Origin of the sequence: Bordetella ansorpii, from assembly GCF_900078705.1 — a bacterium.
Taxonomy (GTDB): domain Bacteria; phylum Pseudomonadota; class Gammaproteobacteria; order Burkholderiales; family Burkholderiaceae_B; genus Bordetella; species Bordetella ansorpii_A.
Window position 1 is genome coordinate 369,764 of record NZ_FKIF01000008.1, and the last position, 26,124, is coordinate 395,887.

The following is a 26,124-nucleotide window of genomic DNA, read 5'->3' on the forward strand; positions in this document are numbered from 1 at the left end:
GCCGGTTGTGGTTGCGGTGTGCCGTCCGATGGACGGGCGATCATGTGGCGAGCCGGGAATGCTCGGCCGCGGTTGGGGTTCTTGCCTGTTCCATGAGCGCCGGCACATCCAGGATCAGCGCGACGTCGCCGCTGCCCAGGATGCTCGATCCGCTGATGCCGCGGACCTGCGCGAAGAGGCGTGACAGGGGCTTGATGACGGCCTGCGTTTCGCCCAGCAGCGTGTCGACCACCAGGCCGATGCGTTCGATGCCATGCCGCACCACGACGATGTTCTGGCGCGCGCCCGGTTTGCCGCCCAGGCCGAACATGTCGCGCAGGCGGATGAAGGGCAGCACGCGGCCGCGCAGGTCGGTGTAGCTGCGGCCGGGCACGTCGTCGAAGGCCACGCATTCGTCGACCATGTCCAGCGGCAGCACGAAGCGCGAGGCGCCCACGCTGATCAGGAAGCCCTCGATGATGGCCAGCGTCAGCGGCAGGCGCACCACCACGGTGGTGCCCAGGCCGGGCCGGCTGGCGATCTCGACGCTGCCGCGCAGCGCCTCGATGTTGCGGCGGACCACGTCCATGCCCACGCCGCGCCCCGACAGGTCGGTGACCTGCTCGGCGGTGGAGAAGCCGGGTTCGAAGACCAGCTTGAAGACGTCCGCGTCGCTCAGTTCGCGGCCGGCTTCGACCAGGCCGCGCTGCACGGCCTTGGCCAGGATGCGGTCGCGGTCCAGGCCTCCGCCGTCGTCGCCGACCTCTATCACGATATGCCCGGATTCATGGCGCGCGTCCAGGGTGATCGTGCCCTGCGCGGGTTTGCCTTGCGCTGCGCGCGCCTCGGCGGTCTCGATGCCGTGGTCCATGGCGTTGCGCACAAGGTGCGTCAGCGGATCGCTGATGCGCTCGACCACGGTCTTGTCCAGCTCGGTGTCCTCGCCGCGCACCACCAGCGCGATGTCCTTGCCCAGCGTGCGCGACACGTCGTGCACCACGCGGCGGAACCGGTTGAAGGTGCCGCCGATCTTGACCATGCGCAGTTGCAGGGCGTGATCGCGCACCGACTCCACCAGGTCCGCGACCTGCGCACTGCATTCCTGCAGTTCGACGTTGCCCAGCCGGCGCGCGGCCAGGTTGGCGCCGGCCGATGCGGTGATCAGCTCGCCCACCAGGTTGATCAGGCGGTCGAGCTTGTCGGCATCGACACGGATCGATTGCGCGTGTTCCGATGGCTTGGCATCGCCCTGCGTGTTGGCGTTGGCGGACTTTTCCGGCGCGGCCGATGCGGGCGCCGCGGCGGCCTTGGCCACGACAGGCGCGGCGCCGGCGTGCGGGGGCACGGATGCGTCATCCGTCAGGCCGGCGTCGCATCCCGCCGTGGGCGGCATGGCCGTGCGCTGCGCGGCCGTCAGCGTCCCGCAGCGCACCAGCATGTCGGCCACCAGGCCAGGTTCCCCGCGCGCCTCGCACAGTTGCGCATAGGCTTCCTGGGGCGTGTCCGGCGGCAGGATGTGCACCGAGCAGTCGTCCACGATGAACTCGAACGTGCTCTCGATGGTGTGGCGGTCCGCGTCGGTGTCCAGGCCGATCTCGAAGCCCAGGTAGCAGGCTTCGGGATCCAGTCCGTCCAGCGGCGGCAGGTTGCGCAGGTCGCAGGCCACGCCGCTCAGGCGGCCCATGCGCTGCAGATAGCGCAGGAAGGAGAGCGGGTCCATGCCGTTGCGCAGTACGCCTTCGTCCAGCCGCAGCGAGATGTGCCAGTGCCCGGCATCCGTGCGAGGCGTGCTGGCGCCGAGGCCGGCGGCGCTGGAGGTTTCCGTCCTGGCGTCCGCCGAGATCAGGTGGGCCGACACCTGCCGCGCCAGTTCCGCGGCTTGCGCAGGCGCGTCCAGGCCGGCGGGATCGGGCATGCGTGCGGCTTCCTCGACCATCTGGCCGATGCAATCGCGGCACGACAGCAAGAGGCCGATCAGGTCGCCGTCCAGCGCCATGCGGCCTTCGCGCACCTGATCCAGCAGGCTTTCCACGCCATGCGTGAATTCCACGATGGCGCCGATGCCGAACAGGCCGGCCGAGCCCTTGATGGTGTGCGCGGCGCGAAAGATCGCATTGATCTCGTCGGCCGGGTCGACGGCGTCGGGCACGTTCAACAGTGCCGCCTCCATCTCGGTCAGCAGCTCGCGGCTCTCGCTGATGAAGGTCTGCAGTGCCTGTTCCAGGTTCATGGCGTTCTCGTCAGAAATCGGCGCTGGGCCGCGGCGCCTGCGTTTGCACGGCAGCCTTGCCCTGCGGGGTGTTCGACAGGTAGCCATCCAGGCCGAGCAGCGTCATGGCCTCGACCACCGCCACGCTATGCCGCACCAGCCGCGTATCCATGCCCTGAGACTGTGCATAGCGCATGGTCGCCAGCAGGAGCTGCACGCCGGACGTGTCGATCTCGCTGACGCCGGACAGATCGATGTCCAGCGCCTGGGGCTCGGGCTGGCTGGCCAGGCCAGCCACCGTCCGCAGCAGTTGCTGGCGGGTATCCTGGGCGCGATAGATGTTCAGTTCGCCATCCAGGCGCAGCGTGTGAAAACGGACCATCGGAACCTCCTGATACGGCAGATCGTGAAAGAAGCGGATCGGCAGCGCGTGGCGCCTCAGGGCGGCAGCAGCCGTTCGACGGCGCCCAGCAACTGCGCGGGCTGGAACGGCTTGACCATCCAGGCCTTGGCGCCCGCCAGTTGGCCTTCTTTCTTCTTGGCTTCCTGGTTCTCGGTGGTCAGCATCAGCACCGGCGTGAAGCGGTAGGCGGGCAGTTGCTTGACCGCTTTCAGGAAAGCGATGCCGTCCATGTTGGGCATGTTCACGTCGCTGATGATCAGGTGCACTTTCTGGCCACCGAGCTTGCGCAGCGCGTCCTGGCCGTCGCAGCCCTCGATCACGTCGTAGCCGGCGCCGCGCAGCGAGATGCCCACGACCTGCCGCACCGAGGCGGAGTCGTCGACGATGAGAATGGTCTTGTTCGGCATGGGGGTCCTCAGAAGAAAGTGATGTCCGCTTCGGCCTGTTGCGGAACAGGTGTCTGCTGCCGGTGCACGGCGCGTTCATCGGCCATGGCGTAGGTCTGTTCGAGCTCGCGCAGCAGCGGCTCGGCCGTGATCGGATGCAGTTCGTCGTCGTCGGCGCAGGCGGTGCCGTAGTCGCGCATGACTGCCGGCAGGCGATCAATGTTGGTCTGCACGTGGCTCATGATCTGGCTGACGCGGTCCTGGAATTGCAGTTGCACCAGTGCCTCGTTGACCTCGTCCTTGATGCCCTGGCTCTCCTGGCGCAGCAGTTCGGTCGTGCCCGACAGGTTCTCGGCGAAGTCATGGAAGCCCGACAGCACTTGCCGGATGGTGTCTTCCGAGGCCGCGATGGCCTGTTGCTCGTTGCGCGAGGACGCTTCGGCGGCGGCGCAGGTGGCCACGATGGCCGAGCCGATCACGCGGATCTTCTCGGCGATGCGGCTGCCGGTCTCTTCGGACTGGCGTGATAGCGCTCTCACTTCCTGCGCCACCGTGGCGAAGCCGCGGCCCGTGTGGCCGGCGTGGGCGGCCTCGATGGCGGCGTTGACAGCCAGCAGATTGGTCTGCTGTGTAATCTGTGCGATGGCGCGAACCATTTCCTGCAGTTCGTCGACAAATCCTTGCAGGGTCTGCACCTTGTGCAGCATGTCCGCCTTGGCCTGAAGGCTTTCGCGCAGCGATGCCACGACGCCATCGAGCTGCCGCCGGCTGCGCGCCGAGATGGCCGCGGCGTTCTCGCCGCTGCCGCCCTGGTTCACGGACAGGTGCAGCGTCTGGTCCAGCCGCATGGAGATTTCGCCGAAACGCATCGAAAGCGCTTCGATGGCGGACGCCATTTGTTGCCGGGACGACTCGATCTGGCCCGACCACACCGGCGCAAGGTCGGCGCTGAAAGTTTCCAGGCCCTGAATATGCTGGTGCCGTTGGTCGGCACGCTGCCTTTGCCGGCGGCGCGCCAGCAGGCCGCTGGCCAGTCCTGCAAGAACCAGGACGGCGGCGGCGGCCAGGCCCGGGGCCCGCCAGGCATCGAACGCCGCGCAGCCGATGCCGCCAGCGGCGCCCAGTAACGGCGGCACGGTCCGCTCCGGGTCGAAACAGGTCAGGAACATGGACGATTCCCTCCACGGGCTTTTGTCACGACTGGGTTAATAATTTGACGTTTGGTAACTTTTACGGCTCACTTCGCCGGGCGAGAACGGTTGTGTCGGCCAAGTTCCGGCACTCCACCGGCCAATTGACCGTCTTTGTGCAAGAACGGGCCTCTTCAGGCCAGAGAATGCCGGCACAGACCGGAGACAGCTATGGGCAGTAAGCCAAGCCGCGCGCGTGGACGCGGATACGCCGTGATGGGAGTGCCGGATGCGTCGGCGCCCGCCGATGTCCTGCCCGTCACGCTGCGCCAGGTGCTGTCCGAGGCGATGCGGCATGGCGTGACGCCGGAGTCGTTGTGCGAGGGTCTGGGATTTGCGCCTCAGGATCTGGAGACCGATGGCTTCATGGTGTCCGAGATGCAGTGCGCGGCCCTGATCCGCCGCGCCGTGCGCCTGCTGCAGCGGCCCACGCTGGGCCTGGAGCTGGGCGTGCGGGTGAACCTGGTGTCCTGGGGGCCGGTCGGCCTGGGCTTCATGGCCAGCGGCTCATCGCGCGAGTTGCTGGAATTCGCCATCACGTTCCAGCGCGCCGCCGGACGCCTGCCGCAATTGCGGGGAGAGACCCTGAAGAACAGTTATTGCCTGGGCGCGCGCGCGCACGAGTACGGACGCGAGGTGGCCACCTTTCTGGTCGACGAGACCTTCGCCGCGCTGGGCCAGATCTGCCGCCAGGTGATCGGCACGCATTTCAATCCGCGCCAGATCGATCTGGTGATGGACCGGCCGCCGTATGGCGCCATCTACGAAGAGGTGTTCCGCTGCTCCGTGCGCTTCGGACAGGCCGAGAACCGCATGTATTTTCCGCTGGAGCCCTACGCGAACCGTTCGGCGGATGCGCGGGTGCTGCGCCAGGTGATGAAGTGGCTGGCGCCGCCGGGGGAGGCCGCCAGCGAGGTGGGCAGCGCCCTGGAAGCCACGGTGACGCAGGCGATCCGCCGCAACCTGGCCGATCCGCCGCCCTTGAAAGAGGTGGCGGCGCTGCTGCACACCAGCGAGCGTACGCTGCGCCGCCGGCTGGCGCAGGCGGGGCACAGCTATGCCGGACTGCTGGCCGAGGAGCGCCGCGCCCGTGCGCTGTCGCTCATTTCGCACTCGTCGCGCGCCATGCGGGATATCGCCCGCGAGTGCGGATTCACCGACGTGCGCACGCTGCAGCGCGCGGTCAAGCGTTGGACGGGCTCGTCGCCCACCGCGTTGCGCCACGCTTGCCAGGATCCGGCGCCGGGGACCGCCAGACCGCGCCGGCGCGGCGGCTGTGGGCTGGACGTCGCGCGCCCGTCGTAAGGCGCGCGAACCGGGCTGGCTTCAGCCCGGCCGGTTCATCCTGAACAGCGATTCCGGTGTGATGGTGAAATAGTCGGCCGGGCCGCCGCCGCGCATGATCGGGCGCGCCGCCGCGGTGTCGAAGATGCCGTTCTTCAGCAGATCCTGGCGGATGTGCACGCCCACGACCTCGCCCAGCACCAGCCAGCTGTCGGCCTTGATGCCGGCGGCACTCTGCAATTGAATGATCTGCGTGGTGCGGCATTCGAACGAGACCGGGCTTTCCGCCACGTGCGGGACCGACACCACGCGGGAGGCGCGCGGCGTCAGGCCGGCCAGGGAGAACTCGTCGACTTCGGGGGGCACGGCCGCGCTGGTGGCGTTCATGGCGTCGGCCAGATCGAACGAGACCAGATTCCAGCAGAATTCACGCGTTGCCTCGGCGTTGCGCACGCTGTCCTTGTAGGCCGTGCACGAGAAGCCGATGATGGGCGGCGTGTAGTTGAAGGCGTTGAAGAAGCTGAACGGCGCCAGGTTGAGCACGCCGTCGCTGGCCTGCGACGAGATCCAGCCGATCGGGCGCGGGGCCACGATGGCGTTCAAGGGGTTGTGGGGCAGGCCATGGCCCTGGGCGGGCTCGTAGAAGTAGATATCGTCGGACATGTCGGGCAGGGGCGCGGATGGAAACAGGCATTGTGCGTGAAATCCTCCGCGCGTCGGCCAGCGGCGCGCGAGGTGTCCATCCTGCGCGCACCCGGGCCGGTCCCGCGGCGCGCACCGCGCCGGCGGGGCCGGGATCAGTCTATCCGGCCCGGCGGTTTCATGCCGGAGGTATCCAGCACGTCGTCTTCTTCCGCGGGTACGCCGGGCTCGCCCGGCTCGGTCAGCACGCGGCCGTCGCGGGGCATGCCGGCGACCTGCCGGCCCACCCTGGGCATGGGCATCTTGCCGGTGCCCTGGGGGGACGGCTCCGAAGTCTTGCGGTCGGGTCCCGGGACGTGGGGCGGGAGAGGTTGCTTGGTGTCGCTGCTCATGGCGGACTCCGTCGTAATGCGGCTGGCGCCGCGTGCATGGTCGGGTCTTCTTCCTTACATGCTAGTGGGCATGGCGGTGCCGCGCAGTCTCCAACGGTGTCGTTTGCAAAAGGCTGTTGCGGGCGGGCGGCGCACCTATAATCGGGCGGGCCATGCTGGCCGGGCCGCGCTGGCCCTTCGTTCTCCGTCCTCGCGCACATTCCCTTGACCGACTCCCTTCCTCGCTCCGTCGCCGCTGAACTGGTTGCCGTGCTGGTCGCGGTCACCCATGGCGAGCCTCGCGTGCTGACCACCGAATCGGCCTGCGCGCTGCCCGCCGGCCCGTTCGAGGTCGAGCACCGGTCGCTGCAGTCCGGGCTGCGCGCCTGGGTCGAGACCCAGACGCGCCAGCCGGTGGGCTACATGGAGCAGCTCTACACCTTCGCCGACCGCGACCGGTCGGGCGTGGGGGCCGGGCGCGTCATCTCCGTCTGCTATCTGGGCCTGACGCGCGAATCCGGCGAATCCGGCGCACCGGGCGGCTGGCAGCCCTGGTACCGCTATTTCCCCTGGGAAGACTGGCGCGGCGGCAGGCCCGCCATGGTCGACACGCTGATCCTGCCACGCCTGCGCCAGTGGGCCGAGCAGGGCGCCGGCAATGGTCAGCGAGACTTGCGCCGCCAGCGGGTGTCCATGACTTTCGGCCGCGATGGCGACGCCTGGAACGAGGACATGGTGCTGCAGCGCTACGAACTGCTGTTCGAGGCCGGGCTGGTGCCCGAGGCCGATCGCCATGGGTGCGAGTCGACGCGATGCGTGCCGGGGCAGGCCATGCGGCACGACCACCGGCGCATATTGGCCACCGGTATCGCACGGCTGCGCGCCAAGATCAAGTACCGGCCGGTGGTGTTCGAGCTGATGCCCGCCGAGTTCACCTTGTTGCAATTGCAGGTGGCCGTCGAGGCGCTGGCCGGGCGCGGCCTGCACAAGCAGAACTTCCGCCGCCTGATCGAGCAGCAGAACCTGGTCGAGGAGACCGGGGCCCTGGCCGCCAGTTCGGCGGGCCGGCCAGCCAAGCTGTTCCGCTTCCGGGGCGATGTACTGCTGGAACGCGCCATCTCGGGCAGCAAGCTGCCGCTGGCCCGCCAGGCCTGATTCCACGGACCATCCTTGCAAGGACAGGGGGCGGCATTGCTGCGCTGCAGCTTGACGCGGATTATGCTCAGAACTAGCATAAATTTGTCCGCGCACGCCGCGCTTTTTATTTGCCCAGGAAATACTCTAAATGAGCACAAATACTCGTCCCCAGGCAGACCTTCGTGCCGTTGCCTCATTGCCCCCGCTGATGCTGGAGCCGCTGGTGCGCGCCACCTTGCAGGAGGACCTGGGACGCGCCGGCGACATCACCACCGACGCCATCGTGCCGGCCGGCGCCCAGGCCGAGGTTCGCCTGCGCGCGCGGCAGGACGGCGTGCTGGCCGGGCTGGACCTGGCGCGGCTGGCGTTTCGCTTGATGGACCCCGCCGTGGCGTTCGAGGCGAAGCTGGCGGATGGCGCCCGCCTGGCGCCGGGCAGCGAGATCGCCATCATCCGCGGCACCGCGCGCGGCCTGCTCACGGCGGAGCGCACCGCGCTGAACTTTCTGTGCCACCTGAGCGGCGTGGCCTCGGCCACGGCGTCCATCGTCGATGCGATCCGCGATACGCGCTGCCGCGTGACGTGCACGCGCAAGACGATGCCGGGATTGCGCGCGGTGCAGAAGTACGCGGTACGCGTCGGCGGCGGCAGCAATCACCGCTTCGGCCTGGACGATGCCGTGCTCATCAAGGACAACCACGTCGCCATCGCGGGCGGTATCGCGCCCGCCGTCGAGCGCGCCCGCGCCGCCGTCGGCCACCTGGTGAAGATCGAGGTGGAAGTGGACACGCTGGCGCAGTTGGACGACGCCCTGGCGCTGGGCGTGGACGTGGTGCTGCTGGACAACATGGACACGGACACCCTGCGCGAGGCGGTGCGCCGCGTGGACGGCCGCGCCGTGACCGAGGCTTCCGGCCGCATCACGCCCGAGACCGCGCCGGCAGTGGCGGCCACGGGCGTGGACCTGATGGCCATCGGCTGGCTGACGCACAGCGCGCGCGTCCTGGATATCGGGCTGGACGCGTAAGCGGCGTCCGGGGTTTTCCTTTCCATCACATCGCGGCATTCCACGTGGAATGCCGCCAGGCATGCACCCATGAACGTTCTTTGCACGCTGCGCCGCCTGGCGCCCGTCCTGGCCATCCTGGCAGGTCTTGGCGCCGGGAGCGCCCAGGCCGATCCGGCCTCGCCGTATCCCACCCGGCCCATCACCATCGTGGTGACCTTTCCTCCGGGCGGCGGTACCGACCTGCTGGCGCGCAAGCTGGGCGCCGGCCTGCAGCGCGCGCTGGGCCAGCCCGTGGTGGTGGAAAACCGCCCCGGCGCCAGCGGCAACATCGGCGCGCGCCTGGTGGCCCGGGCCGCGCCGGACGGCTACACCCTGCTGATGGTGAACAGTTCGTTCGCCATCAATCCGGCGGTGTATCGGGATCTGGACTTCTCGCCGCGCGATGATTTCGCGGCGGTGGCCAACGTGGCGTTCGTGCCCTCGGTGCTGGCGGTGCCGGGCGCATCGCCCATGCATACCCTGGCCGATGCCTTGCTGCGGGCGGGCTCCGCGGATCGGCCGTTGCCCTATGCCTCGTGCGGCAACGGCACGCCCCAGCACCTGGCCGGCGAAATGCTGCGCGAGGCCACGGGGGCGCAGTTGCAGCACGTGCCGTACAAGGGTTGCGGGCCGGCCTTGACGGACCTGTTGTCAGGCCAGGTGCCAATGGGTTTCATCACGGCCTCCAGCGCCATCCCCTACCTGCGCGCGGGCACGCTGCGGGCGCTGGCCGTGACGTCCGCCCAGCGCTCGCCGCTGTTGCCGGACGTGCCGACGGTGGCCCAGCAGGGCGCGCCAGGGTATCAGTTGGACCAGTGGCACGGCCTGCTGGCGCCGGTCGGCACGCCGCGCGCGGTGGTGCGGCGCCTGCATCGCGCCGTGGCCGACCTGCTGGCGCAGGAGGGCATGCGCCAGGATCTGCTGCAACTGGGCTACACCCCGGCCTCGGGCACGCCCGAGGACTTCCAGGCGCTGATCCGCGAAGATATCGACCGATTCGGGCAGCTTGGCCACCGGATCGGTTTGCGGATGGATTGATGACCCGAGGCATCCGCCGCCGGTCCTCGCCCGGTGTGGCGGGGACCGCCCGGATGGGGCGGCCCCCGCTGGCTTCGCAGCGGGTTCAGGCCGCTTCCGGCACCTGCAGCTGGGTCGCCTGCGCCTCCAGCTGTTCCTTCAGGCCGGCTGGCAGTTTCAACTGGCGCGCCAGTTCGTCGAGGTAAGCGCGTTCCATGTAGCTTTCCTCATCGACGACCAGCAGGCTGGCCAGGTACATCTCGGCAGCCATTTCCGGCGTGCGCGCGGCGCGGGCCACGGCGGCCGGGTCCAGCGGGCGGGCCAACTCGGCCTCCAGCCAGGCACGGTCGCCCGCATCGCCCGAGAGCTTGACCATGGCGTCTTCCAACTGATGGCGCTCCTGGTCGCCCACGTGGCCGTCGGCCTTGGCCGCGCCGATCATGGCCACCAGCACGGCATTGCTGTGCTGTTCGACCTGGTCGGGCAGGACGCGGTCCATCGTCCGGGGCTCGGGCAGCGCCAGCGGCTGGCCGGCGGGCGCGGTGCCCGCCGCCGACGCCTGCTTGCGCTGCCAGTCGCCATAGGCGCGATAGGCCAGGGCGCCCAGCGCCGCCAGGCCGCCGTACATGGCGACATTGCCGCCGATCTTGCGGGCTTTCTTGTTGCTCAGCAGCAGGCCGAGGGCGCCGCCACCGAGCGCGCCGCCGCCCAGGCCGCCCAGGAAGCTGCCGGCGCCGCCCCCCCCTTGTGTCAGGCTGCCCAGCTTGCCCAGCAGGCCGCCCGCGCCGCCTTGGGCTTGGGAAGAGGCGCCTTGCAGGCGCGACGTGGCATCCTGGACCAGACCCTGGCCGGATTGCAGCAAATGATCGAGAAGTTGACGGGCGCTCAAGGAGACCTCCTGAAACCGATGGGGAATCCGTTGGGACCGGCGGCATCCGCAATAGTTCAGCTTTTCGTCAGCCGTGGAAACCGGAAGTGCTAAAACGGGGGCATGCGTCCCCCGGGGCCGCATCATTCAATCACCGGAGTATTTCGATGACGATTCATATCCGTTCCACCGGCGGCGCCGACGCCATGCGTTTCCTGGCCAATGCCGAAGGCCACGACCTGCCGCTGGGCCTGCCCGCGCCCACGGGCGACGGCCCGGATCCGCACGATTATTTCGACACCGCGCTGGGCGGCTGCAAGGTGTTGACGCTGATGCTCTATGCCCAGCGCAAGCAGATGCCGCTGACGTCGGTGGAAGTGGACGTGGTGCGCGACGCCAGCGAGGAACGCAAGGGCGTGTATCGCCTGACGGTGCAGTTGAAGCTGCTGGGGGAGTTGACCGAGGCGCAGCGTGACGAGCTGCTGTCGGTGGCGGACCGTTGTCCGATCCACAAGCTGATGACGGCGACCGACGTACAGATCTCGACGGTGCTGCAGCCCTGAGGGAAGCAGACGCGCGTAGCAGACGCGCGTAGCAGACGCGGGCCGCCACCCGCGCCCGCCGTGTCATGGCGGGCGGGCGCGTGGGCGGCCCAGGGCCTTATTCCATGCCCGGCACGATGGTCGAGAAACCGCTGTCGACGTGGGTGATCTCGCCGGTGATGCCGTTGGCCAGATCGGACAGCAGGAAGGCGGCGGTATTGCCGACGTCTTCGATGGTGACGTTGCGGCGCAGCGGGGCGTGCTGCTCGACGAACTTCAGGATCGACGAGAAATCCTTGATGCCGCTGGCGGCCAGGGTCTTGATGGGGCCGGCCGAGATGCCGTTGGCGCGGATGCCGCGCGGGCCCAGCGTCGAGGCCAGGTAGCGCACCGAGGCTTCCAGCGCGGCCTTGGCCACGCCCATGGTGTTGTAGTTGGGCACCACGCGCTCGGCGCCCAGGTACGTCAGCGTCAGCAGGGCGCCCTTGCGGTTTTCCATCAGGGGCAGCGCGGCCTTGGCCAGCGCCGGGAAGCTGTAGGCCGAGATGTCGTGGGCGATGCGGAAGGCTTCGCGCGACAGGCCCTCCAGGAAGTCGCCGGCGATGGCTTCGCGCGGCGCGAAGCCGATCGAGTGCACCAGGCCGTCCAGGCCGTCCCAGCGCTTGGCCAGTTCGGTGAACGTGGCTTCGATCTGGGTGTCTTCGGCCACGTCGCAGGGCAGCACGATGTCGCTGCCGAACTCGGCGGCGAATTCGCTCACGCGGTCCTTGAAGCGGTCGCCGACGTAGGTGAAGGCCAGTTCAGCGCCTTGCTGATGGCAGGCGCGTGCGATGCCGTAGGCGATGGAACGGTTGGAAAGCACCCCGGTGATCAGGATGCGCTTGCCGGCGAGAAAGCCCATGGTTCTTCCTTGTCTTGCCGCCGCGCGGATCGCGCCGCGCGCGGTCGTCTTGTGTGTGTACGGCGGGGTCGCGTACGGATGGAGATGGCGTACGACGGGTATTGCGTACCGCGTGCGCCGGTATTTTAAGGAGTTTGGCGCGCCCGCGTGGCGGACGCGCCAACCCGACGCATCAGCCGCGGGCGTCGGTGCCCGGAATGCGCAGTTGCGAACCGACCTTCAAGTTGTTGCCCTTCAGGTTGTTCAGGGCGCGCAGCGTGTCGACGCTGGTGCCGTAGTTGCGGGCGATGGAATACAGCGTGTCGCCCGAACGCACCTTGTGCGTGCGCACGTTGGGCCGCGCGCCACGGGCGCGTGCGCTCGGCGAGACCACGGCCGGCGCGCCTTTCAGCGTGCTGGCGGGAGAGGGCGACAGCGAGGCCAACTGGACGCCGCCGTCGGCGCCCGACGCCGGGATCAGCAGGTTCTGGCCAGCCACCAGCCTGGCGCGGCGGGGCAGTTCGTTGGCGGCGCGCAGGCGCGCTTCGTTGACGCCAACGCGCTTGGCCACCGAGGCCAGGGTCTCGCCACGGCGGACCTGGTAGACCGACCAGGCGCTCAGCTTGCCCTTGTAGTTCTCGAGGTTGGCGTTGAACACGGCGACGCGGTCGGCCGGCAACAGCAGCGTGGCGGCATGCTCGCCGCGGATCATGGGCTGCTTGAACGAGGGGTTCAGCGCCTTGAACTCGTCCAGCGGCATCTCGGCCAGCTTGGCGGCGACCTCGATGTCGATGTCGCGCTGCTTGCTGACCGCGGTGAAGTAGGGCGTGTTGCCCACGGGCGGCAGCACCACCGCGTACTTCTGCGGGTTGGCGATGATGTTCTTGATCGCCTGCAGCTTGGGCACGTAGTTGCGCGTCTCGTCGGGCATGTCCAGCGACAGGTAGTCGGTGGGCCGGCCCGCGCTCTCGTTCTTGCCCATGGCGCGTTGCACCGAGCCTTCGCCCCAGTTGTACGAGGCCAGCGCCAGGTACCAGTCGCCCTGCATCTCGAACAGGTATTCGAGGTAGTCGAGCGCGGCGTTGGTCGAGGCGATGGGGTCGCGGCGCTCGTCACGCCACCAGTCCTGCTTCAGGTTGTAGTGCGTACCGGTGGCGGGAACGAACTGCCACAGGCCCGAGGCCTGGGCGCGCGACAGCGCGGTGGGGTTGTAGGCGCTTTCGACGAAGGGCAACAGCGCCAGTTCGGTGGGCAGGCCGCGGCGATTGATCTCGTCGACGATGTAGTACAGGTACTTGCCCGCGCGCTGCGCCATGCGCTGGACCGCCTCGGGGTGCGAGGCGTAATAGTCGGTCCATTGCTGGGACAGGTCGGTATTCAGGTTCGGGATCGCGAAACCGCGGCGGATGCGGTCCCAGGCGTCGCGCGGCGGGTGGGTCAGGTCGACCGTGCGCGAGGTGTCGCGGGCAAGATAGCGGTCGATGCGCTGCGCCTGTTGCTTGGCGGCGGCTTCGGTCGCCGCGGTCTGTTCCGGTTTGTTGGGGCTGGTGCCGGCGCATCCGGCCAGCATCGCCAGAAGCAGGGGGATAAAGAGTCGGGTTAGGCTCATCGGCTTATTTGAATTCGTTCTTCCATCGTCGCAAGGCAGCGAAGACTTCGACCGGCGACGATAACGGCTGGCCTGCCCAGGCTGCTGCGGCTTGGGCGATTTCGGAATGGCGAGTACGCAGAAAAGGGTTCGTCTGCAATTCCTGACCGATGCTCGAAGGCAGGGTGGGCAGATCTTTTTCGCGCAACAGCCTCGCCCGCTGGGTGACCTGATGCAGGTCGGTGTTCTCGGGCTCGACTGCCAATGCCCATTTCAGGTTTGCAAGAGTGTACTCGTGAGCACAGCAGACCTGGGTGGCGGGCGGCAGGGCCGCCAATTTTGCCAGAGATTCGGACATTTGCGCAGGCGTGCCTTCGAACAGCCTGCCGCAGCCCGCCATGAACAGGGTATCCCCGCAGAACAGCACGGGTGTGTCCCCGATTTTTCCATGGAAGGCGATGTGGCCCGCGGTATGGCCGGGCACGTCCAGCACGTGCAGGTCCAGGTCCAGTTCGGGCAGGCTGACGCGGTCGCCTTCGGCCAGGCGCACGTCGCAGTGCGGCAGTTGTTCGCTGGCGGGGCCATAGACCCTGGCGCCGGTGGCCCGCAGCAATTCCAGCACGCCGCCTACGTGGTCGCCGTGATGATGGGTGAGTAGAATGGCGCGCAGCGTGATGCCGCGCGCCTGCAGCAGCCGCAGGACGGGCTCGGCCTGGCCGGGATCGACCACGGCGGCCTGGCCGTCGCGGACCACGGCCCAGATATAGTTGTCGGTGAAAGCAGGCAGGGGCAGCAGCGCGGCGCCGGGGGCGCGGCTGTCTGCGGAAGCAGGCGGGACGGGCATCATAGACAAGGACCCATGCGAAGTGGCAGAACAGACCCCGCCGATTGTAGAACTGGCCGATTGGTTCCAGACCCCGCCCGGGCAATACGCCCTGGCCTGGGAGCGCGAACAGATCGACGCGCTGGTCGCCGACGTGTTCGGTTTCCAGGCCTGGCAGGTGGGCCTGGCCGAGCACGACCTGCTGCGCGCCAACCGAATGCCGTTCAAGGCCTACGTCGGCACCGAGATGCCCGAACCCGAGGTCGCCAGGCAATGGCAGGGCTGCGTGGTGGCCGAGCCCGAGGCGCTGCCGTTCGAGTCGCAGACGATCGATCTGCTGGTGCTGCCGCATGCGTTCGAATGCACCGAGGATCCCCACCTGGTGCTGCGCGAGGTCGAGCGCGTGCTGGTGCCCGAAGGGCGCGTCATCATCTCGGGTTTCAATCCGTTCAGCCTGTGGGGCGCGCGCAATGCCATGCCGGGCATGGAGGCGTGGCTGCCGCAGCCGATTTCCGCGCAGGTGGCGCTGCCGCGCCTGAAAGACTGGCTCAAACTGATGTCCTTCGAGGCCGAGCCGGGCCGTTTCGGCTGCTATGTGCCGGCGTGCCGCACCGAGCACTGGCTGCGCCGCTGGCGCTTCATGGATCGCCATGGCGCGCGCTGGTGGTCGCTGGGCGGTTCGGTGTACGTGGTGGCCGCCACCAAGCGCGTGGTCACGATGCGGCTCATCGGGCCGGCATGGAAGAAAAAACTGAAGCACGCGGCGCCCGCGCCGGTGGCGGTCAGCCGGCAGGCCGACTCCGCGCCGCGCTGAAGCGCTTGAGCCATTCATGATTCATCCGCCCGCCTTTCGCGGGCGCGCAACGCGAAGGAAGAGATGCAAGAAAACGAAAACGGCGGCCAGGTCGTCGAGATGTGGACCGATGGCGCCTGCAAGGGCAATCCCGGGCCGGGCGGCTGGGGCGTGCTGATGCGCGCCGGCGCGCACGAGAAGACCCTGCACGGCGGCGAGGCCAACACCACCAACAACCGCATGGAGCTGCTGGCCGTCATCGAGGGCCTGAATGCGCTCAAGCGCGCCTGCACCGTCACCATCCATACCGACTCGCAGTATGTGATGAAGGGCATGACCGAGTGGCTGGCCAACTGGAAGCGGCGCGGCTGGATGACCGCCGACAAGAAGCCCGTGAAGAACGCCGAGCTGTGGCAGGCGCTGGACGAGCAGGTGCGCCGCCATACGGTGTCGTGGCGCTGGGTGCGCGGCCATGCGGGCGATCCGGGCAACGAACGCGCCGATGCCCTGGCCAACCAGGGCGTGGAAAGCCTGCGCAAGCGTTGACGCATCCGCGCCGATGTTCTCGGGAATACCCTAGGCATCGTCCGGGCGGATCGCGCCGCGCGGCGGTTCCAGCGCGCATGGCCCGATGCTAAAGTGCGTGGCTCGCAGTCCCTGTCCACGCCATTGCGCCGCGACCTTGCTTATGAACAGAGTCTTCTTGGCCGCCACGCTGGTGGTCGGGCTGGCCGCGGGAGCGGCCCTGGGCCTGTATGTCCCCCGCCTGATGCAGGCACGGGAAGCGGCGCCCTCCGCCACGAACGCCGCGCCCGCCGCTCAGGCCAAGCCGCAAGCCCCCGTGCGCGTCGAGGTCGTGGCCGTCGACAGGGTGCCGTTCACGCGCGGCATCGCCGCCGTCGGCAGCCTGCGTTCCGACGAGTCCGTCGTGCTGCGCCCCGAAGTGGCGGGACGCGTGCAACACATCGAGTTCCGTGAAGGCCAGGCCGTCGAACGCGGCCAGGTGCTGGTGCGCCTGGACGACTCGGTGCCGCGCGCCGAGCTGGCCCAGGCCCGCGCCAGCCTGTCGCTGGCGGAAAGCCGCCATCGCCGCGCCGTGGACCTGCACGGCCGGGGCTTCGTCAGCCTGCAGGCGCGCGACGACGCAGTCAGCGAACTGAAGGTGCAGCAGGCCGCCGCCCAGCTGGCGCAGGCGCGCCTGGACAAGATGACCATCCGTGCCCCGTTCTCGGGCATCGTGGGCCTGCGCGACGTGTCGGTGGGCGACTACGTGAACCAGGGGCAGGACCTCGCGCCGCTGGAATCCATCGATCCGCTGAAGGTCGATTTCCGCGTGCCCGAGATGTATCTCAGCAAGGTCAGCGTGGGCCAGCGCCTGACCATGCGGCTGGACGCCCTGCCGGGCCGCGACCGGTCCGGCGAGGTCTATGCCGTCAGCCCGCTGGTCGATGCGGGCGGCCGCTCCATCCTGCTGCGCGCCACCGTGCCGAACAGCGACGCCAGCCTGCGTCCCGGCATGTTCGCGCGCGTGCAACTGACGTTCGCCGAAGACCGCGCGCTGGTCGTGCCCGAGGCGGCGCTGTCGCCGTCCGGCCAGAGCCAGTACGTCTATCGTGTGCGCGACGGCCGCGCCCAGCGCGTCGAGGTCACCATCGGCGAGCGCCGCGAAGGCCGCGTCGAGATTCTCGCCGGCGTGGCCGCAGGCGACCAACTGGTGGTGGCCGGCCTGCAGCGGCTGACCGACGGTTCGCCGGTGTCGGTCGCCGGCAAATCCTAGAACGGAGCGGCGCATGGTCATTTCCGAGATCTGCATCAAGCGCCCGGTATTCGCTTCGGTACTGTCCCTGATCGTGGTGCTGGTCGGCCTGATCTCGTATTCCCGCCTGACGGTGCGCGAGTATCCCCGCATCGACGAGCCTATCGTCTCGGTGGACACCACCTACAAGGGGGCTTCCCCCGAGGTGATCGAATCGCAGGTCACCAAGCCGCTGGAAGACCAGTTGGCCGGCATCGAAGGCGTGGACGTGATGACCTCGCGCAGCCGCTCCGAGCGCAGCCTGATCAACATCAAGTTCCACCTGTCGCGCGATCCCGACTCGGCGGCCGCCGACGTGCGCGACAAGGTCTCGCGCGCGCGGCGCTTCCTGCCCGACGAGATCGACGAACCCATCATCGGCAAGGTCGAGGCCGACTCCCAACCCATCATCTACATCGCGGTGGAGGCGGGCACGTATTCCAACGTGCAGGCTTCCGACTACATCAACCGCTACGTGAAGACGCGGCTGTCGGTGCTGCCGGGCGCGGCCGAGGTGCGCGTGTTCGGCGAGCGCCTGCCGTCCATGCGCATCTACGTCGACCGCGACAAGCTGGCCGCCTATGGCCTGACGGTGCAGGATGTGGAATCGTCGCTGCAGGCGCAGAACGTGGAAATCCCGGCGGGGCGCATCGAGTCGCGCACGCGGGAGTTCACCGTCGTGTCGTCCACCGACCTGCAGACCCCGGCGCAGTTCGAGAACGTCATCGTGGCCAACGTGAAGGGCTATCCGGTGCGGCTGCGCGACGTGTCCAAGGTCGAGATCGGCGCGGCCGACGACCGGATCCTCTCGCGCTACAACGGCAAGTCGGCGCTGAACATCGGCATCACGCGCCAGTCCACCGCCAATCCGCTGGAGCTGTCGCAGGCCGCGCGCGCCGAGGTCGGCCGGTTGAATGAAAGCCTGCCCGCGGGCATGAAGCTGAACATCGCCTACGACACCTCGGTGTTCATCGAGGAATCCATCGATTCGGTTTTCCACACCATCCTGGAAGCCGTGGTGCTGGTGGTGCTGGTCATCTTCTTCTTCCTGCGCAACCTGCGCGCCAGCATCATTCCCATCGTCACCATTCCGGTGTCGCTGGTGGGAGCGTGCGCGCTGATGTTCCTGTTCGGCTTCTCCGTCAACACGCTGACGCTGCTGGCCATGGTGCTGGCCATCGGCCTGGTGGTGGACGACGCGATCGTGGTGCTGGAGAACATCTACCGCCACATCGAAGACGGCATGCCGCGCCGCCAGGCCGCCCTCCAGGGCGCGCGTGAAATCGGCTTCGCCGTGGTCGCGATGACGCTCACGCTCGTCACCGTCTACGCGCCGCTGGCCTTCGCCACGGGGCGCACGGGCAAGCTGTTCATCGAATTCGCGCTGACGCTGGCGGGCTCGGTGCTGGTGTCCGGCTTCGTGGCGCTGACGCTGACGCCCATGATGTGCTCGCTGCTGCTGCGCCACCAGCCCAGCCATGGGCGCCTGTACAACCTGATCGAAGGCTGGCTGGAAGGGCTGGGCCGCGGTTACCGGCGCGCCTTGCGGGGCGCGTTGCGCTGGCGCTGGGGCGTGATCGGCATCGGCCTGCTGGTGGCGCTGGCCAGCGCCGTGCTGTTCAAGGTGGTCAAGAGCGAGCTGGCCCCGGTGGAGGACCGCGGCGTGATCCAGGGCGTGGTCACCGCGCCGGACGGCGCCACGGTGGGCTACACGCTGGCCAACATGCAGGACATCGAGACCTTCTACGCCGCCGTCCCCGAGGGCGCGGCCAGCCAGACCACGGTGGGTTTCCCCACGGTGATCGACGGCACGGCCATCCTGCGCCTGAAGCCCTGGAGCGAACGCGAGCGCACCCAGCAGGAGATCGCGCGCGAGCTGCAGCCCAGGTTCGCCTCGCTGCCCGGCGTGCGCGCCTTTCCGAACAATCCGCCGTCGCTGGGTCAGTCGTCGCGCTCCAAGCCGGTGGAGTTCATCATCATGAGCCAGGCGCCGTATCCCGAGCTGGCCAAGCTGGCGGCCGCCATGCAGGAAGCCCTGCGCGGCTATCCCGGCCTGCTCAACCTGGACACCGACCTGCGCCTGAACACGCCGGAGCTGCGCGTGCAGGTCGACCGCGACAAGATGGCGGACGTCGGCGCGGGCGTGGACGTGGTGGGCCGCACGCTCGAATCCATGCTGGGCGGCCGCCAGGTCACGCGCTACAAGGATGAGGGCGAGCAGTACGACGTGATCGTGCAGGTCACGCCGCGCGACCGCGCCAATCCGGCCGACATCTCCGACATCTACGTGCGTGCCCGCGACGGCAGCATGGTGCGGCTGGACAACCTGCTGTCGGTGCGCGAGGGCGTGTCGCCGCAGTCGCTGAATCACTTCAACCGCATGCGCGCGGTCAAGCTGGATGCCGCCGTGGCGCCCGGCTATGCGCTGGGCGAGGTGCTGGACCACATGAACGCCGTGGCGCGCCAGGTGCTGCCGAATACGGTGGTCACGGATCTCGACGGCCAGTCGCGCGAGTACCGCGATGCGTCGGGCAGCATCTACCTGGTGTTCGTCATGGCGCTGGCCTTCATCTACCTGGTGCTGGCCGCGCAGTTCGAAAGCTGGCGCAATCCCTTCGTGATCATGCTGTCGGTGCCGCTGTCGATGACGGGTGCGCTGGCGGCGCTCTATCTGACGGGCGGCACGCTGTCCATCTACAGCCAGATCGGCCTGATCACCCTGGTGGGCCTGATCACCAAGCACGGCATCCTGATCGTCGAATTCGCCAACCAGCTGCGCGACCAGGGCATGGAACTGGCCGAGGCGGTGGTCGAGGCCAGCGTGCTGCGCCTTCGGCCCATTCTGATGACGACCGGCGCCATGGTGCTGGGCACGGTGCCGCTGGCGCTGGCCACCGGCGCGGGGGCCGAATCGCGGCAGCAGATCGGCTGGGTGCTGGTGGGCGGCCTGTCGCTGGGTACACTACTGACTTTGTTCGTCGTGCCGGTGGCCTATTCGCTGATCGCGTCCTCGCGCCCGCAGGCGCACGCCGCCACCGCCGCCCCGCACGAACCCGGCCACGCGCCGGCCGCTTCCGACTGAGATTTTCACTATCCGCTCATGCGCCAGATCGTCTTCGATACCGAAACCACGGGGCTGGACCCCAACCAGGGCCACCGCATCATCGAAATCGGCTGTGTCGAGGTCATCAACCGCACCGTCACCGGCCGCAACCTGCACATCTACCTGAACCCGGACCGCGACAGCGATCCCGAGGCGCTGGCGGTGCACGGCCTGACCACCGAGTTCCTGGCCGACAAGCCGCGCTTTTCCGAGGTGGCCGAGCAGTTCATCGAGTTCATCCAGGGCGCCGAACTGATCGCGCACAACGCCTCGTTCGACGTGAAGTTCTTCAACGCCGAACTGGCCAAGGTGGGCCGCGGCCCGATCGCCGAGCATTGCGAGCTCATCACCGACTCGCTGCAGCAGGCACGCCTGCTGTTCCCTGGCAAGCGCAATTCGCTGGACGCGCTGTGCGACCGCTTCGGCATCTCGAACGCGCACCGTACGCTGCACGGGGCGCTGCTCGACTCGCAGTTGCTGGCCGAGGTGTGGCTGGCCATGACGCGCGGCCAGGACGCGCTGCTGATCGACGCCGACGACGGCCAGCAGGGCGGCGGTGGGGACATGGTGCTGGGCAAGTTCGATGCGTCGGTGCTGCAGGTCGTCACCGCCAGCGCCGAGGAACTGGCCGAGCACGAGGCGTATCTGCAGGACCTGGACAAGGTGGTGAAGGGGGCGTGCGTGTGGCGCAAGCTGGAGCAGCCGCCCGAGCCGGCGCCGGAAACGGTGGCCTGATTCGCGATCGGTGCCGGTGCGGGACGTGGTGGGATGACGGCATCGTGACTTGCGCACTGAAAAAACGCGTGCTAGAATCTTTTTCTTCTTTGGGCGGTTAGCTCAGTGGTAGAGCACTGCCTTCACACGGCAGGGGTCACAAGTTCGAAACTTGTACCGCCCACCAAAGAATTCTTGAAGACAAAGGCCCGGATCTGATCCGGGCCTTTGTTTTTTTCCGCTCGAAACGGCGCATGTGCCGATTTCATCCCCTTTGCGCCGACTGGCCGTGCGGTTTGGCGATAGCCTGCCGCACGTGGCAGGGACGGCCAACCGTTTTTTCTACGCGCTAGGGCCTTTTCTCAAGGCCGCTCGTGTGGCCAAGGTGTTGTTGTCCGTACGGGATGTCAGCTCAGGCCCGGGCCATCTTCACGAACGCCTGTACCAGCGGTGTGCGCACGCTGGACCGCAGCCAAAACGCGCCCACGGTTCTGACCGGGCAGGGCGTGGGCAACGCCCACTTCTTCAGGTTGGCGGGAAACGCGCCCACCACCGGCCAGTCGGGCAATACGGACACCCCCAGCCCCTCCGACACCAGCTTGGCGATCGACTCGATTCCGTCCAGCTCGAACCTGACCTTGGGGCGGATGCCCCGCGCCGCCAGATACTCGTCCGCCAGTTTGCCCGCCACCACATTCCGGTCGTAGCGGATGAAGGGCTCGTCGGCGGCAGTGTGCAGCGCATCGTTCACCGTCATGTCCGCCGGCGTCAGCAGAATCAACCGTTCCTCGCGCAGGCTGTGCCAGTCGCAGGTCTTGGGCAGGTCGAACAGGGGATGCACCAGGACGGCCGCATCCAGATGGCCGCTGATCACGCGCTCGTACAACAGGTTGGTCGAGGCCGGTTCGATGTAGATCTCGATCTGCGGATGGCGAGCCGCCCAGCGTTTCAGCATGGGCGGGAAGATGCCGGTCAGCGCGGTGGGCGTGGCGCCCATGCGCAGCGGTCCGGCGGGCAGGTCGGTATCGGAGGCCGCCGATCTCAGGTCCCGGACTTCGCGCAACACCCTGTGCGCATGATCCAGCACGCGCAAGCCGGCCACAGTGGGCTTCACGGTGCGCCCGGCGCGCACGATCAGCCGGCTGCCGATGTCGGCCTCCAGGGCGTGCAGGCGCTGCGCGACCGACGTGGGCGTCAAGCCAAGATGACGCGCCGCTTCGGCGATGGAACCGCGTTCGGCCACGACGATGAAGGTGTGCAGGAAGCGGGAGTCCATGGCGAAGAATCGGAGAAGGAGGACGATCCATTCTAGTTCAAGAAAAAGGATTTTCATTCTTCTAAATCCATAGGAAATCAGTTGGAACGTTTTCTTGTCCGGGGAAGAATGTCGACGTTCGTGCCGGAGCGTATTCCGGCCTCATCCGATCCCTTTCTGGAGCCCTCATGCCCAAGATCGTTTCCATCGACGTCTGCGCCGCCGCCGTCCCGCTCGATAAAGTCACCTCATTCTCGAACCGTACCGTCAGCACGCGGCACTACGGCCTGGTGAAGGTGCGCACCGACGAGGGCATCGAAGGCATCGGCTTCTGCTACGTGGGCAGCGCCGGCGGCAGCATCTTCGAGGCCGCGGTAAGGGACCTGCTGGCCCCCGTGCTGCTGGGCCGCGATCCGCACGGCGTCGAAGGCCTGTGGCGCGACATGTACCAGGAGTCCCTGCTGCAGGGCCGCCAGGGCACGGTGATGCGCGCCATCAGCGCGCTGGATACGGCGCTGTGGGACCTGAACGCCAAGGCGGCCGGCCTGCCGCTGCACCGCTACCTGGGCGCGGTCGAGCTGGACAGCGTGCCGGCCTACGCCAGCGGCGGCTATTACCTGGAGGGCAAGACGCCCGCCATGCTGGGCGATGAAATGGCCAGCTACGCGGCCAAGGGCTTCAAGGCCGTGAAGATGAAGACGGGCCGCCTGTCGCCACGCGAGGAAGAGGCTCGCCTGAAAGCTGCCCGTGACGCCGTGGGCCCGGACGTCGAGGTGATGATGGATTGCAACAACGCCTGGGCCGACGTCACGCAGGCCATGCAGTACGTCAGCCGCTTCGAGCAATACGACCCGTACTTCATCGAGGAACCGTTCGGCCCGGACGACATCGACAGCCACGCCCGGCTGGCCCGGCTGACCCGCGTGCCGATCGCCACCGCCGAGATCGGCTATGGCCGCTGGTATCACAAGGAGCTGCTGGACAAGGGCGCGGCCGGCATTCTGCAGACGGACGCGGCCGTGTGCGGCGGCATCACCGAATGGAAGCGCATCGCGGCCACGGCCGCCAGCTACGGCGTGGTGGTGTGCCCGCACTGGTTCCACGACCTGCACGCGCCGCTGGTGGCCGCCACGCCCAACGCGCGCTACGTCGAGTTCTTCTGGGACGACCAGGTGCTGAACTTCCGCCGCCTGGTCGACCGCCAACTGGATCACAAGAATGGCCGCGTCATCCTGCACCAGACGCCGGGGCTGGGCTTCTCGTTCGACGAACAGCAGGTGACCCGCTACGGCAGTTGGGTTTCCGTGCGCTGAGATGGCGCTGCGGCGGCCCGCGCTCGGGGCCTTCCCGTTTACGGGTGGCCCGCATTCAGATGAGCCGCATTCAGGTGAGCCGCATTCAGGTGAGCCGCATTCAGGTGAGCCGCGTGCAGGCGGTCCGGCATAACGGCCATCCAGGCCGGCACGCATAACGACGACGCGCCCGGCATGGGGCGCACAGGAGACAACACATGCAACGCAGACAGTTCCTCGCCACGGCCGCGGGCACGGCGGCCCTGGCCGCCTTCGGCGCGCCCGCCGCGCGCGCGCAGCAGGGCACGCTTCCCTCCGGCCCGGTCCGTATCGTGGTGGGCTTTCCCGCGGGCGGGGGCACCGACGTGCTGGCCCGCCTGCTGGCGCGGAAGCTGGGCGCCGAATGGGGCATCCCGGTGATCGTCGAGAACCGCGCGGGCGCGGCCGGCGTGATCGGCGCCGACCACGTCGCCAAGCAGGCGGGCGACGGCAATACGCTGCTGCTGACGCACATCAACAGCCACGGCATCGCGCCCGGCCTGCAGCCCAAGCTGGGCTATTCGGTGGAGAAGGACTTCACGCCCATCGCGCTGATCGGCAAGACGCCCACCATCCTGGTCGGCAACGTAGACCAGCCGGCCAAGACGCTGCCCGAGCTGGTGGCGCTGTGCAAGCGCCAGCCCGGCAAGATCATCTTCGGGTCGGCGGGCACGGGGTCCGCGCAGCATCTGGCGCTGGAGGTCTTCAAGGCGCGCGCCGGCATCGACGTGCTGCACGTGCCGTACAAGGGCTCGGCGCCGTTGATGACGGACCTGATGGGCGGTCACGTGCACTACGCCTTCGAGGGCATGACCACCGCCACGCCGCTGATCAAGTCCGGCAAGGCGCTGGCGCTGGCGCAGACGCTGGCCACGCGTTCGCCGTCGCATCCCGGCGTGCCCACCGTGGCCGAGCAGGGCTACGAGGGCTTCGAGGCCAGCATCTGGTTCGCCGTGGACGGGCCGGCGGGCGTGCCGGCGCCGATGGCCGACCGCATGAATGCCGACATCGTGAAGATCCTGGCCATGCCCGATGTGGTCGAACGCCTGGCGCAGGTCGGCGCGGAAGATGGCGGCGGCAGCCGGCAACGCTATGCCGACTTCGGGCGCGCCGAACGGCGGAAGTATGCCGACGTGATCCGCCAGGCAAAGATCCAGCCGGAAGGCTGAGCGCACGGGAGGCGGGCCTTGGCGGCCCGCCCGCGCCGCGCTCAATCCATCGCCACGTGCGGCGCGCCGCCCTCGTCGTCATCCTTGCCGGCGCGCCGCGCGCGGATCAGCACGATCAGCGGCGCCACGCACAGCGTGGCCACGAACATCATCTTGAACGCATCCACGTAGGCGATCATCGACGCCTGTTGCGTGATCAGCTGGTTCAGCGACTCCAGCCCGGCCTGCGTGGTCAGATCGAAATACCGGCTCCACCCGGTATCGCCGGCCGTCACGTGTTCGGCCAGCGAGGCATGGGCGATCTGCGTGTTGCGCGTCACCAGCGTCTGCACCACCGAGATGCCGATGCTGCTGCCGATGTTGCGCACCAGGCTGTAGATGGCCGTGCCGTCCGCGCGCAGTTCGGCGGGCAGCGTGGCGAAGGTGACGGCCGACAGCGGCACGAACACCAGCCCCAATCCCGCGCCCTGGATGACGCCCGGCCACACGATGTCGGACTGCGACAGCACCAGGGTGTAGCCCATCATCTGGTAGAGCGCGTACGCCGAGATGAGAAAGCCCGCCAGCAGCATGCCGCGGACTTCCAACCTTGCCACCAGGCGCCCGGCGAGCAGCATGGCGACCATGGTGCCCAGCCCGCTGGGCGCGGTGACCAGACCCGTGGTGGCCACGGGATAGCCCATCAGGCCCTCCAGCATGGGCGGCAGCAACGCGCGCGTGGCATACATCACCGCGCCGATCACGAAGATGAAACAGGTGCCGGTGACGAAGTTGCGGTCCTTCAGCAGTTCGTAGCGGAAGAACGAGCGCTTGCCCACCGTGGCCGTGTGGATGACGAAGAACACCAGGCTGACCAGGCACACGATGGCCTCGATGCGGATCTCCATCGAGCCGAACCAGTCTTTCTGCTGCCCGCGGTCCAGCATGGCCTGCAGGGCGCCGATGGCCAGGGACAGCGTGATGAAGCCGAAGAAGTCCAGCGACTTGGCCGCGGCCTCGCGGGCCTTGGGCAGGTACTTCAGCACGCCGAACAGCGCGAAGGCGCCGATGGGCAGATTGATGAAGAACACCCAGCGCCAGTTGTAGCTGTCGGTCAGCCAGCCGCCCAGCGTCGGGCCCAGGATGGGGCCGACCATCACGCCCATGCCCCAGATCGCCATGGCCTGCGGCTGCTTCTCGCGGGGGTTGATGTTGAGCAGGATGGATTGCGACAAGGGCACCAGCGAGGCGCCGAACACGCCCTGCAAGAGCCGCGCGGCCACGATCTGGCCCAGCGTTTCCGCCAGTCCGCACAGGGCCGAGGCGATGGTGAAGCCGCCGATCGCCACGGCCAGCACGCGTGTCATGCCATGGCGCCCGGTCAGCCAGCCCGTCAGCGGCGTGGCGATGGCGGCGGCCACGATGTAGGACGTCAGCACCCAGCTGATCTCGTCCTGCGACGCGGACAGGGTGCCCTGCATGTGCGGCAGCGCCACGTTGGCGATGGTGCTGTCCAGGGTCTGCATGAGCGTGGCCAGCATGATCGACAGCGTGATCATGCCGCGGTTGACGGGCGCGTGAGTGGGGGTCATGATGGGCAGGCAGTTGATGTGCCACC

Annotated in this window: 24 protein-coding genes and 1 tRNA gene; 13 read left to right on the forward strand and 12 right to left on the reverse strand. The window is 68.2% G+C overall.

The window, feature by feature from the left end; translation table 11 throughout:
- Window positions 1-40: 40 nt before the first annotated feature.
- From A6745_RS22300 to A6745_RS22315, 4 genes are read right to left on the reverse strand one after another with little or no spacing between them, the layout of a single operon-like run.
- Complete coding sequence (locus A6745_RS22300) at window positions 41-2,209, reverse strand: chemotaxis protein CheA (protein WP_066132077.1); 2,169 nt, start codon at window positions 2,207-2,209, stop codon at window positions 41-43.
- A 10-nt stretch (window positions 2,210-2,219) separates the two neighbouring features.
- Window positions 2,220-2,570: an STAS domain-containing protein gene (locus A6745_RS22305; protein WP_066132080.1), complete on the reverse strand. Its 351-nt coding sequence runs from the start codon at window positions 2,568-2,570 to the stop codon at window positions 2,220-2,222.
- Window positions 2,571-2,626: 56 nt separating this feature from the next.
- Window positions 2,627-2,998 carry a response regulator gene (locus A6745_RS22310; protein WP_066132084.1) on the reverse strand — a complete coding sequence of 124 codons (372 nt, stop codon included), beginning with the start codon at window positions 2,996-2,998 and terminating at the stop codon, window positions 2,627-2,629.
- Window positions 2,999-3,006: 8 nt separating this feature from the next.
- Entirely contained in the window at window positions 3,007-4,146 is a 1,140-nt protein-coding gene (locus A6745_RS22315; protein ID WP_066132086.1) for a methyl-accepting chemotaxis protein, read from the reverse strand.
- 192 nt (window positions 4,147-4,338) lie between these two features.
- Between A6745_RS22315 and A6745_RS22320 the strand changes: the two genes are divergently transcribed.
- The gene (locus A6745_RS22320) at window positions 4,339-5,472 is read left to right on the forward strand and encodes an AraC family transcriptional regulator (RefSeq protein ID WP_082853234.1); all 1,134 of its coding nucleotides are present in this window, start codon (window positions 4,339-4,341) and stop codon (window positions 5,470-5,472) included.
- 21 nt (window positions 5,473-5,493) lie between these two features.
- On the opposite strand, the gene A6745_RS22325 is transcribed toward A6745_RS22320, so the two are convergent.
- Both A6745_RS22325 and A6745_RS22330 read right to left on the reverse strand, forming a co-directional pair.
- Window positions 5,494-6,114, reverse strand: a complete 621-nt coding sequence (locus A6745_RS22325; protein WP_066132092.1) for a flavin reductase family protein — start codon at window positions 6,112-6,114, stop codon at window positions 5,494-5,496.
- A gap of 134 nt (window positions 6,115-6,248) precedes the next feature.
- Window positions 6,249-6,485, reverse strand: coding sequence for a hypothetical protein (locus A6745_RS22330; RefSeq protein ID WP_066132095.1), 237 nt, complete (start codon window positions 6,483-6,485; stop codon window positions 6,249-6,251).
- Window positions 6,486-6,689: 204 nt separating this feature from the next.
- On the opposite strand from A6745_RS22330, the gene A6745_RS22335 reads away from it, so the two are divergent.
- The 3 genes from A6745_RS22335 (at window position 6,690) to A6745_RS22345 (ending at window position 9,687) form a co-directional block, all read left to right on the forward strand.
- Window positions 6,690-7,619 (forward strand): NUDIX hydrolase, encoded by a 930-nt coding sequence (locus A6745_RS22335; RefSeq protein WP_066132098.1) that lies wholly within the window; start codon window positions 6,690-6,692, stop codon window positions 7,617-7,619.
- A 130-nt stretch (window positions 7,620-7,749) separates the two neighbouring features.
- Window positions 7,750-8,628 carry a carboxylating nicotinate-nucleotide diphosphorylase gene (gene nadC / locus A6745_RS22340; protein ID WP_066132101.1) on the forward strand — a complete coding sequence of 293 codons (879 nt, stop codon included), beginning with the start codon at window positions 7,750-7,752 and terminating at the stop codon, window positions 8,626-8,628.
- Between the two features lie 69 nt (window positions 8,629-8,697).
- Window positions 8,698-9,687, forward strand: coding sequence for a tripartite tricarboxylate transporter substrate binding protein (locus A6745_RS22345; protein WP_156513498.1), 990 nt, complete (start codon window positions 8,698-8,700; stop codon window positions 9,685-9,687).
- 85 nt (window positions 9,688-9,772) lie between these two features.
- Here A6745_RS22345 and A6745_RS22350 read toward each other — a convergent pair whose 3' ends face one another.
- Complete coding sequence (locus tag A6745_RS22350) at window positions 9,773-10,555, reverse strand: tellurite resistance TerB family protein (RefSeq protein WP_066132106.1); 783 nt, start codon at window positions 10,553-10,555, stop codon at window positions 9,773-9,775.
- Window positions 10,556-10,701: 146 nt separating this feature from the next.
- Here A6745_RS22350 and A6745_RS22355 point away from each other — a divergent pair, with 146 nt between their 5' ends.
- On the forward strand, window positions 10,702-11,097 hold the full coding sequence (locus tag A6745_RS22355) for an OsmC family protein (RefSeq protein ID WP_066132109.1): 396 nt from the start codon (window positions 10,702-10,704) through the stop codon (window positions 11,095-11,097).
- Window positions 11,098-11,194: 97 nt separating this feature from the next.
- On the opposite strand, the gene fabI is transcribed toward A6745_RS22355, so the two are convergent.
- The 3 genes from fabI to gloB all read right to left on the reverse strand — a co-directional run bounded on the left by fabI (window position 11,195) and on the right by gloB (window position 14,388).
- On the reverse strand, window positions 11,195-11,977 hold the full coding sequence (gene fabI, locus A6745_RS22360; protein ID WP_066132110.1) for an enoyl-ACP reductase FabI: 783 nt from the start codon (window positions 11,975-11,977) through the stop codon (window positions 11,195-11,197).
- 172 nt (window positions 11,978-12,149) lie between these two features.
- On the reverse strand, window positions 12,150-13,565 hold the full coding sequence (locus tag A6745_RS22365) for a LysM peptidoglycan-binding domain-containing protein (RefSeq protein WP_066132114.1): 1,416 nt from the start codon (window positions 13,563-13,565) through the stop codon (window positions 12,150-12,152).
- 4 nt (window positions 13,566-13,569) lie between these two features.
- Window positions 13,570-14,388: a hydroxyacylglutathione hydrolase gene (gene gloB, locus A6745_RS22370; RefSeq protein WP_066132360.1), complete on the reverse strand. Its 819-nt coding sequence runs from the start codon at window positions 14,386-14,388 to the stop codon at window positions 13,570-13,572.
- A 22-nt stretch (window positions 14,389-14,410) separates the two neighbouring features.
- Between gloB and A6745_RS22375 the strand changes: the two genes are divergently transcribed.
- The 6 genes from A6745_RS22375 (at window position 14,411) to A6745_RS22400 (ending at window position 20,959) form a co-directional block, all read left to right on the forward strand.
- The gene (locus A6745_RS22375) at window positions 14,411-15,181 is read left to right on the forward strand and encodes a class I SAM-dependent methyltransferase (protein ID WP_066132117.1); all 771 of its coding nucleotides are present in this window, start codon (window positions 14,411-14,413) and stop codon (window positions 15,179-15,181) included.
- Window positions 15,182-15,244: 63 nt separating this feature from the next.
- Window positions 15,245-15,706, forward strand: a complete 462-nt coding sequence (gene rnhA / locus A6745_RS22380; protein ID WP_066132120.1) for a ribonuclease HI — start codon at window positions 15,245-15,247, stop codon at window positions 15,704-15,706.
- A gap of 142 nt (window positions 15,707-15,848) precedes the next feature.
- On the forward strand, window positions 15,849-16,937 hold the full coding sequence (locus A6745_RS22385) for an efflux RND transporter periplasmic adaptor subunit (RefSeq protein ID WP_066132124.1): 1,089 nt from the start codon (window positions 15,849-15,851) through the stop codon (window positions 16,935-16,937).
- A 13-nt stretch (window positions 16,938-16,950) separates the two neighbouring features.
- Complete coding sequence (locus A6745_RS22390; RefSeq protein WP_066132128.1) at window positions 16,951-20,037, forward strand: efflux RND transporter permease subunit; 3,087 nt, start codon at window positions 16,951-16,953, stop codon at window positions 20,035-20,037.
- 18 nt (window positions 20,038-20,055) lie between these two features.
- A complete protein-coding gene (gene dnaQ, locus A6745_RS22395) occupies window positions 20,056-20,793 on the forward strand; it encodes a DNA polymerase III subunit epsilon (protein ID WP_066132133.1) in 738 nt (245 codons plus the stop codon).
- A gap of 91 nt (window positions 20,794-20,884) precedes the next feature.
- Window positions 20,885-20,959: transfer RNA gene (locus tag A6745_RS22400), tRNA-Val, on the forward strand.
- A 225-nt stretch (window positions 20,960-21,184) separates the two neighbouring features.
- Here the strand turns inward: A6745_RS22400 and A6745_RS22405 are convergent.
- Window positions 21,185-22,048, reverse strand: a complete 864-nt coding sequence (locus A6745_RS22405; RefSeq protein ID WP_066132139.1) for a LysR family transcriptional regulator — start codon at window positions 22,046-22,048, stop codon at window positions 21,185-21,187.
- Between the two features lie 167 nt (window positions 22,049-22,215).
- Between A6745_RS22405 and A6745_RS22410 the strand changes: the two genes are divergently transcribed.
- The gene (locus tag A6745_RS22410) at window positions 22,216-23,340 is read left to right on the forward strand and encodes a mandelate racemase/muconate lactonizing enzyme family protein (RefSeq protein ID WP_066132143.1); all 1,125 of its coding nucleotides are present in this window, start codon (window positions 22,216-22,218) and stop codon (window positions 23,338-23,340) included.
- A gap of 197 nt (window positions 23,341-23,537) precedes the next feature.
- Window positions 23,538-24,527, forward strand: coding sequence for a Bug family tripartite tricarboxylate transporter substrate binding protein (locus A6745_RS22415; protein WP_066132147.1), 990 nt, complete (start codon window positions 23,538-23,540; stop codon window positions 24,525-24,527).
- Window positions 24,528-24,568: 41 nt separating this feature from the next.
- On the opposite strand, the gene A6745_RS22420 is transcribed toward A6745_RS22415, so the two are convergent.
- Window positions 24,569-26,098 (reverse strand): DHA2 family efflux MFS transporter permease subunit, encoded by a 1,530-nt coding sequence (locus tag A6745_RS22420; RefSeq protein ID WP_066132151.1) that lies wholly within the window; start codon window positions 26,096-26,098, stop codon window positions 24,569-24,571.
- Between the last annotated feature and the right edge of the window lie 26 nt (window positions 26,099-26,124).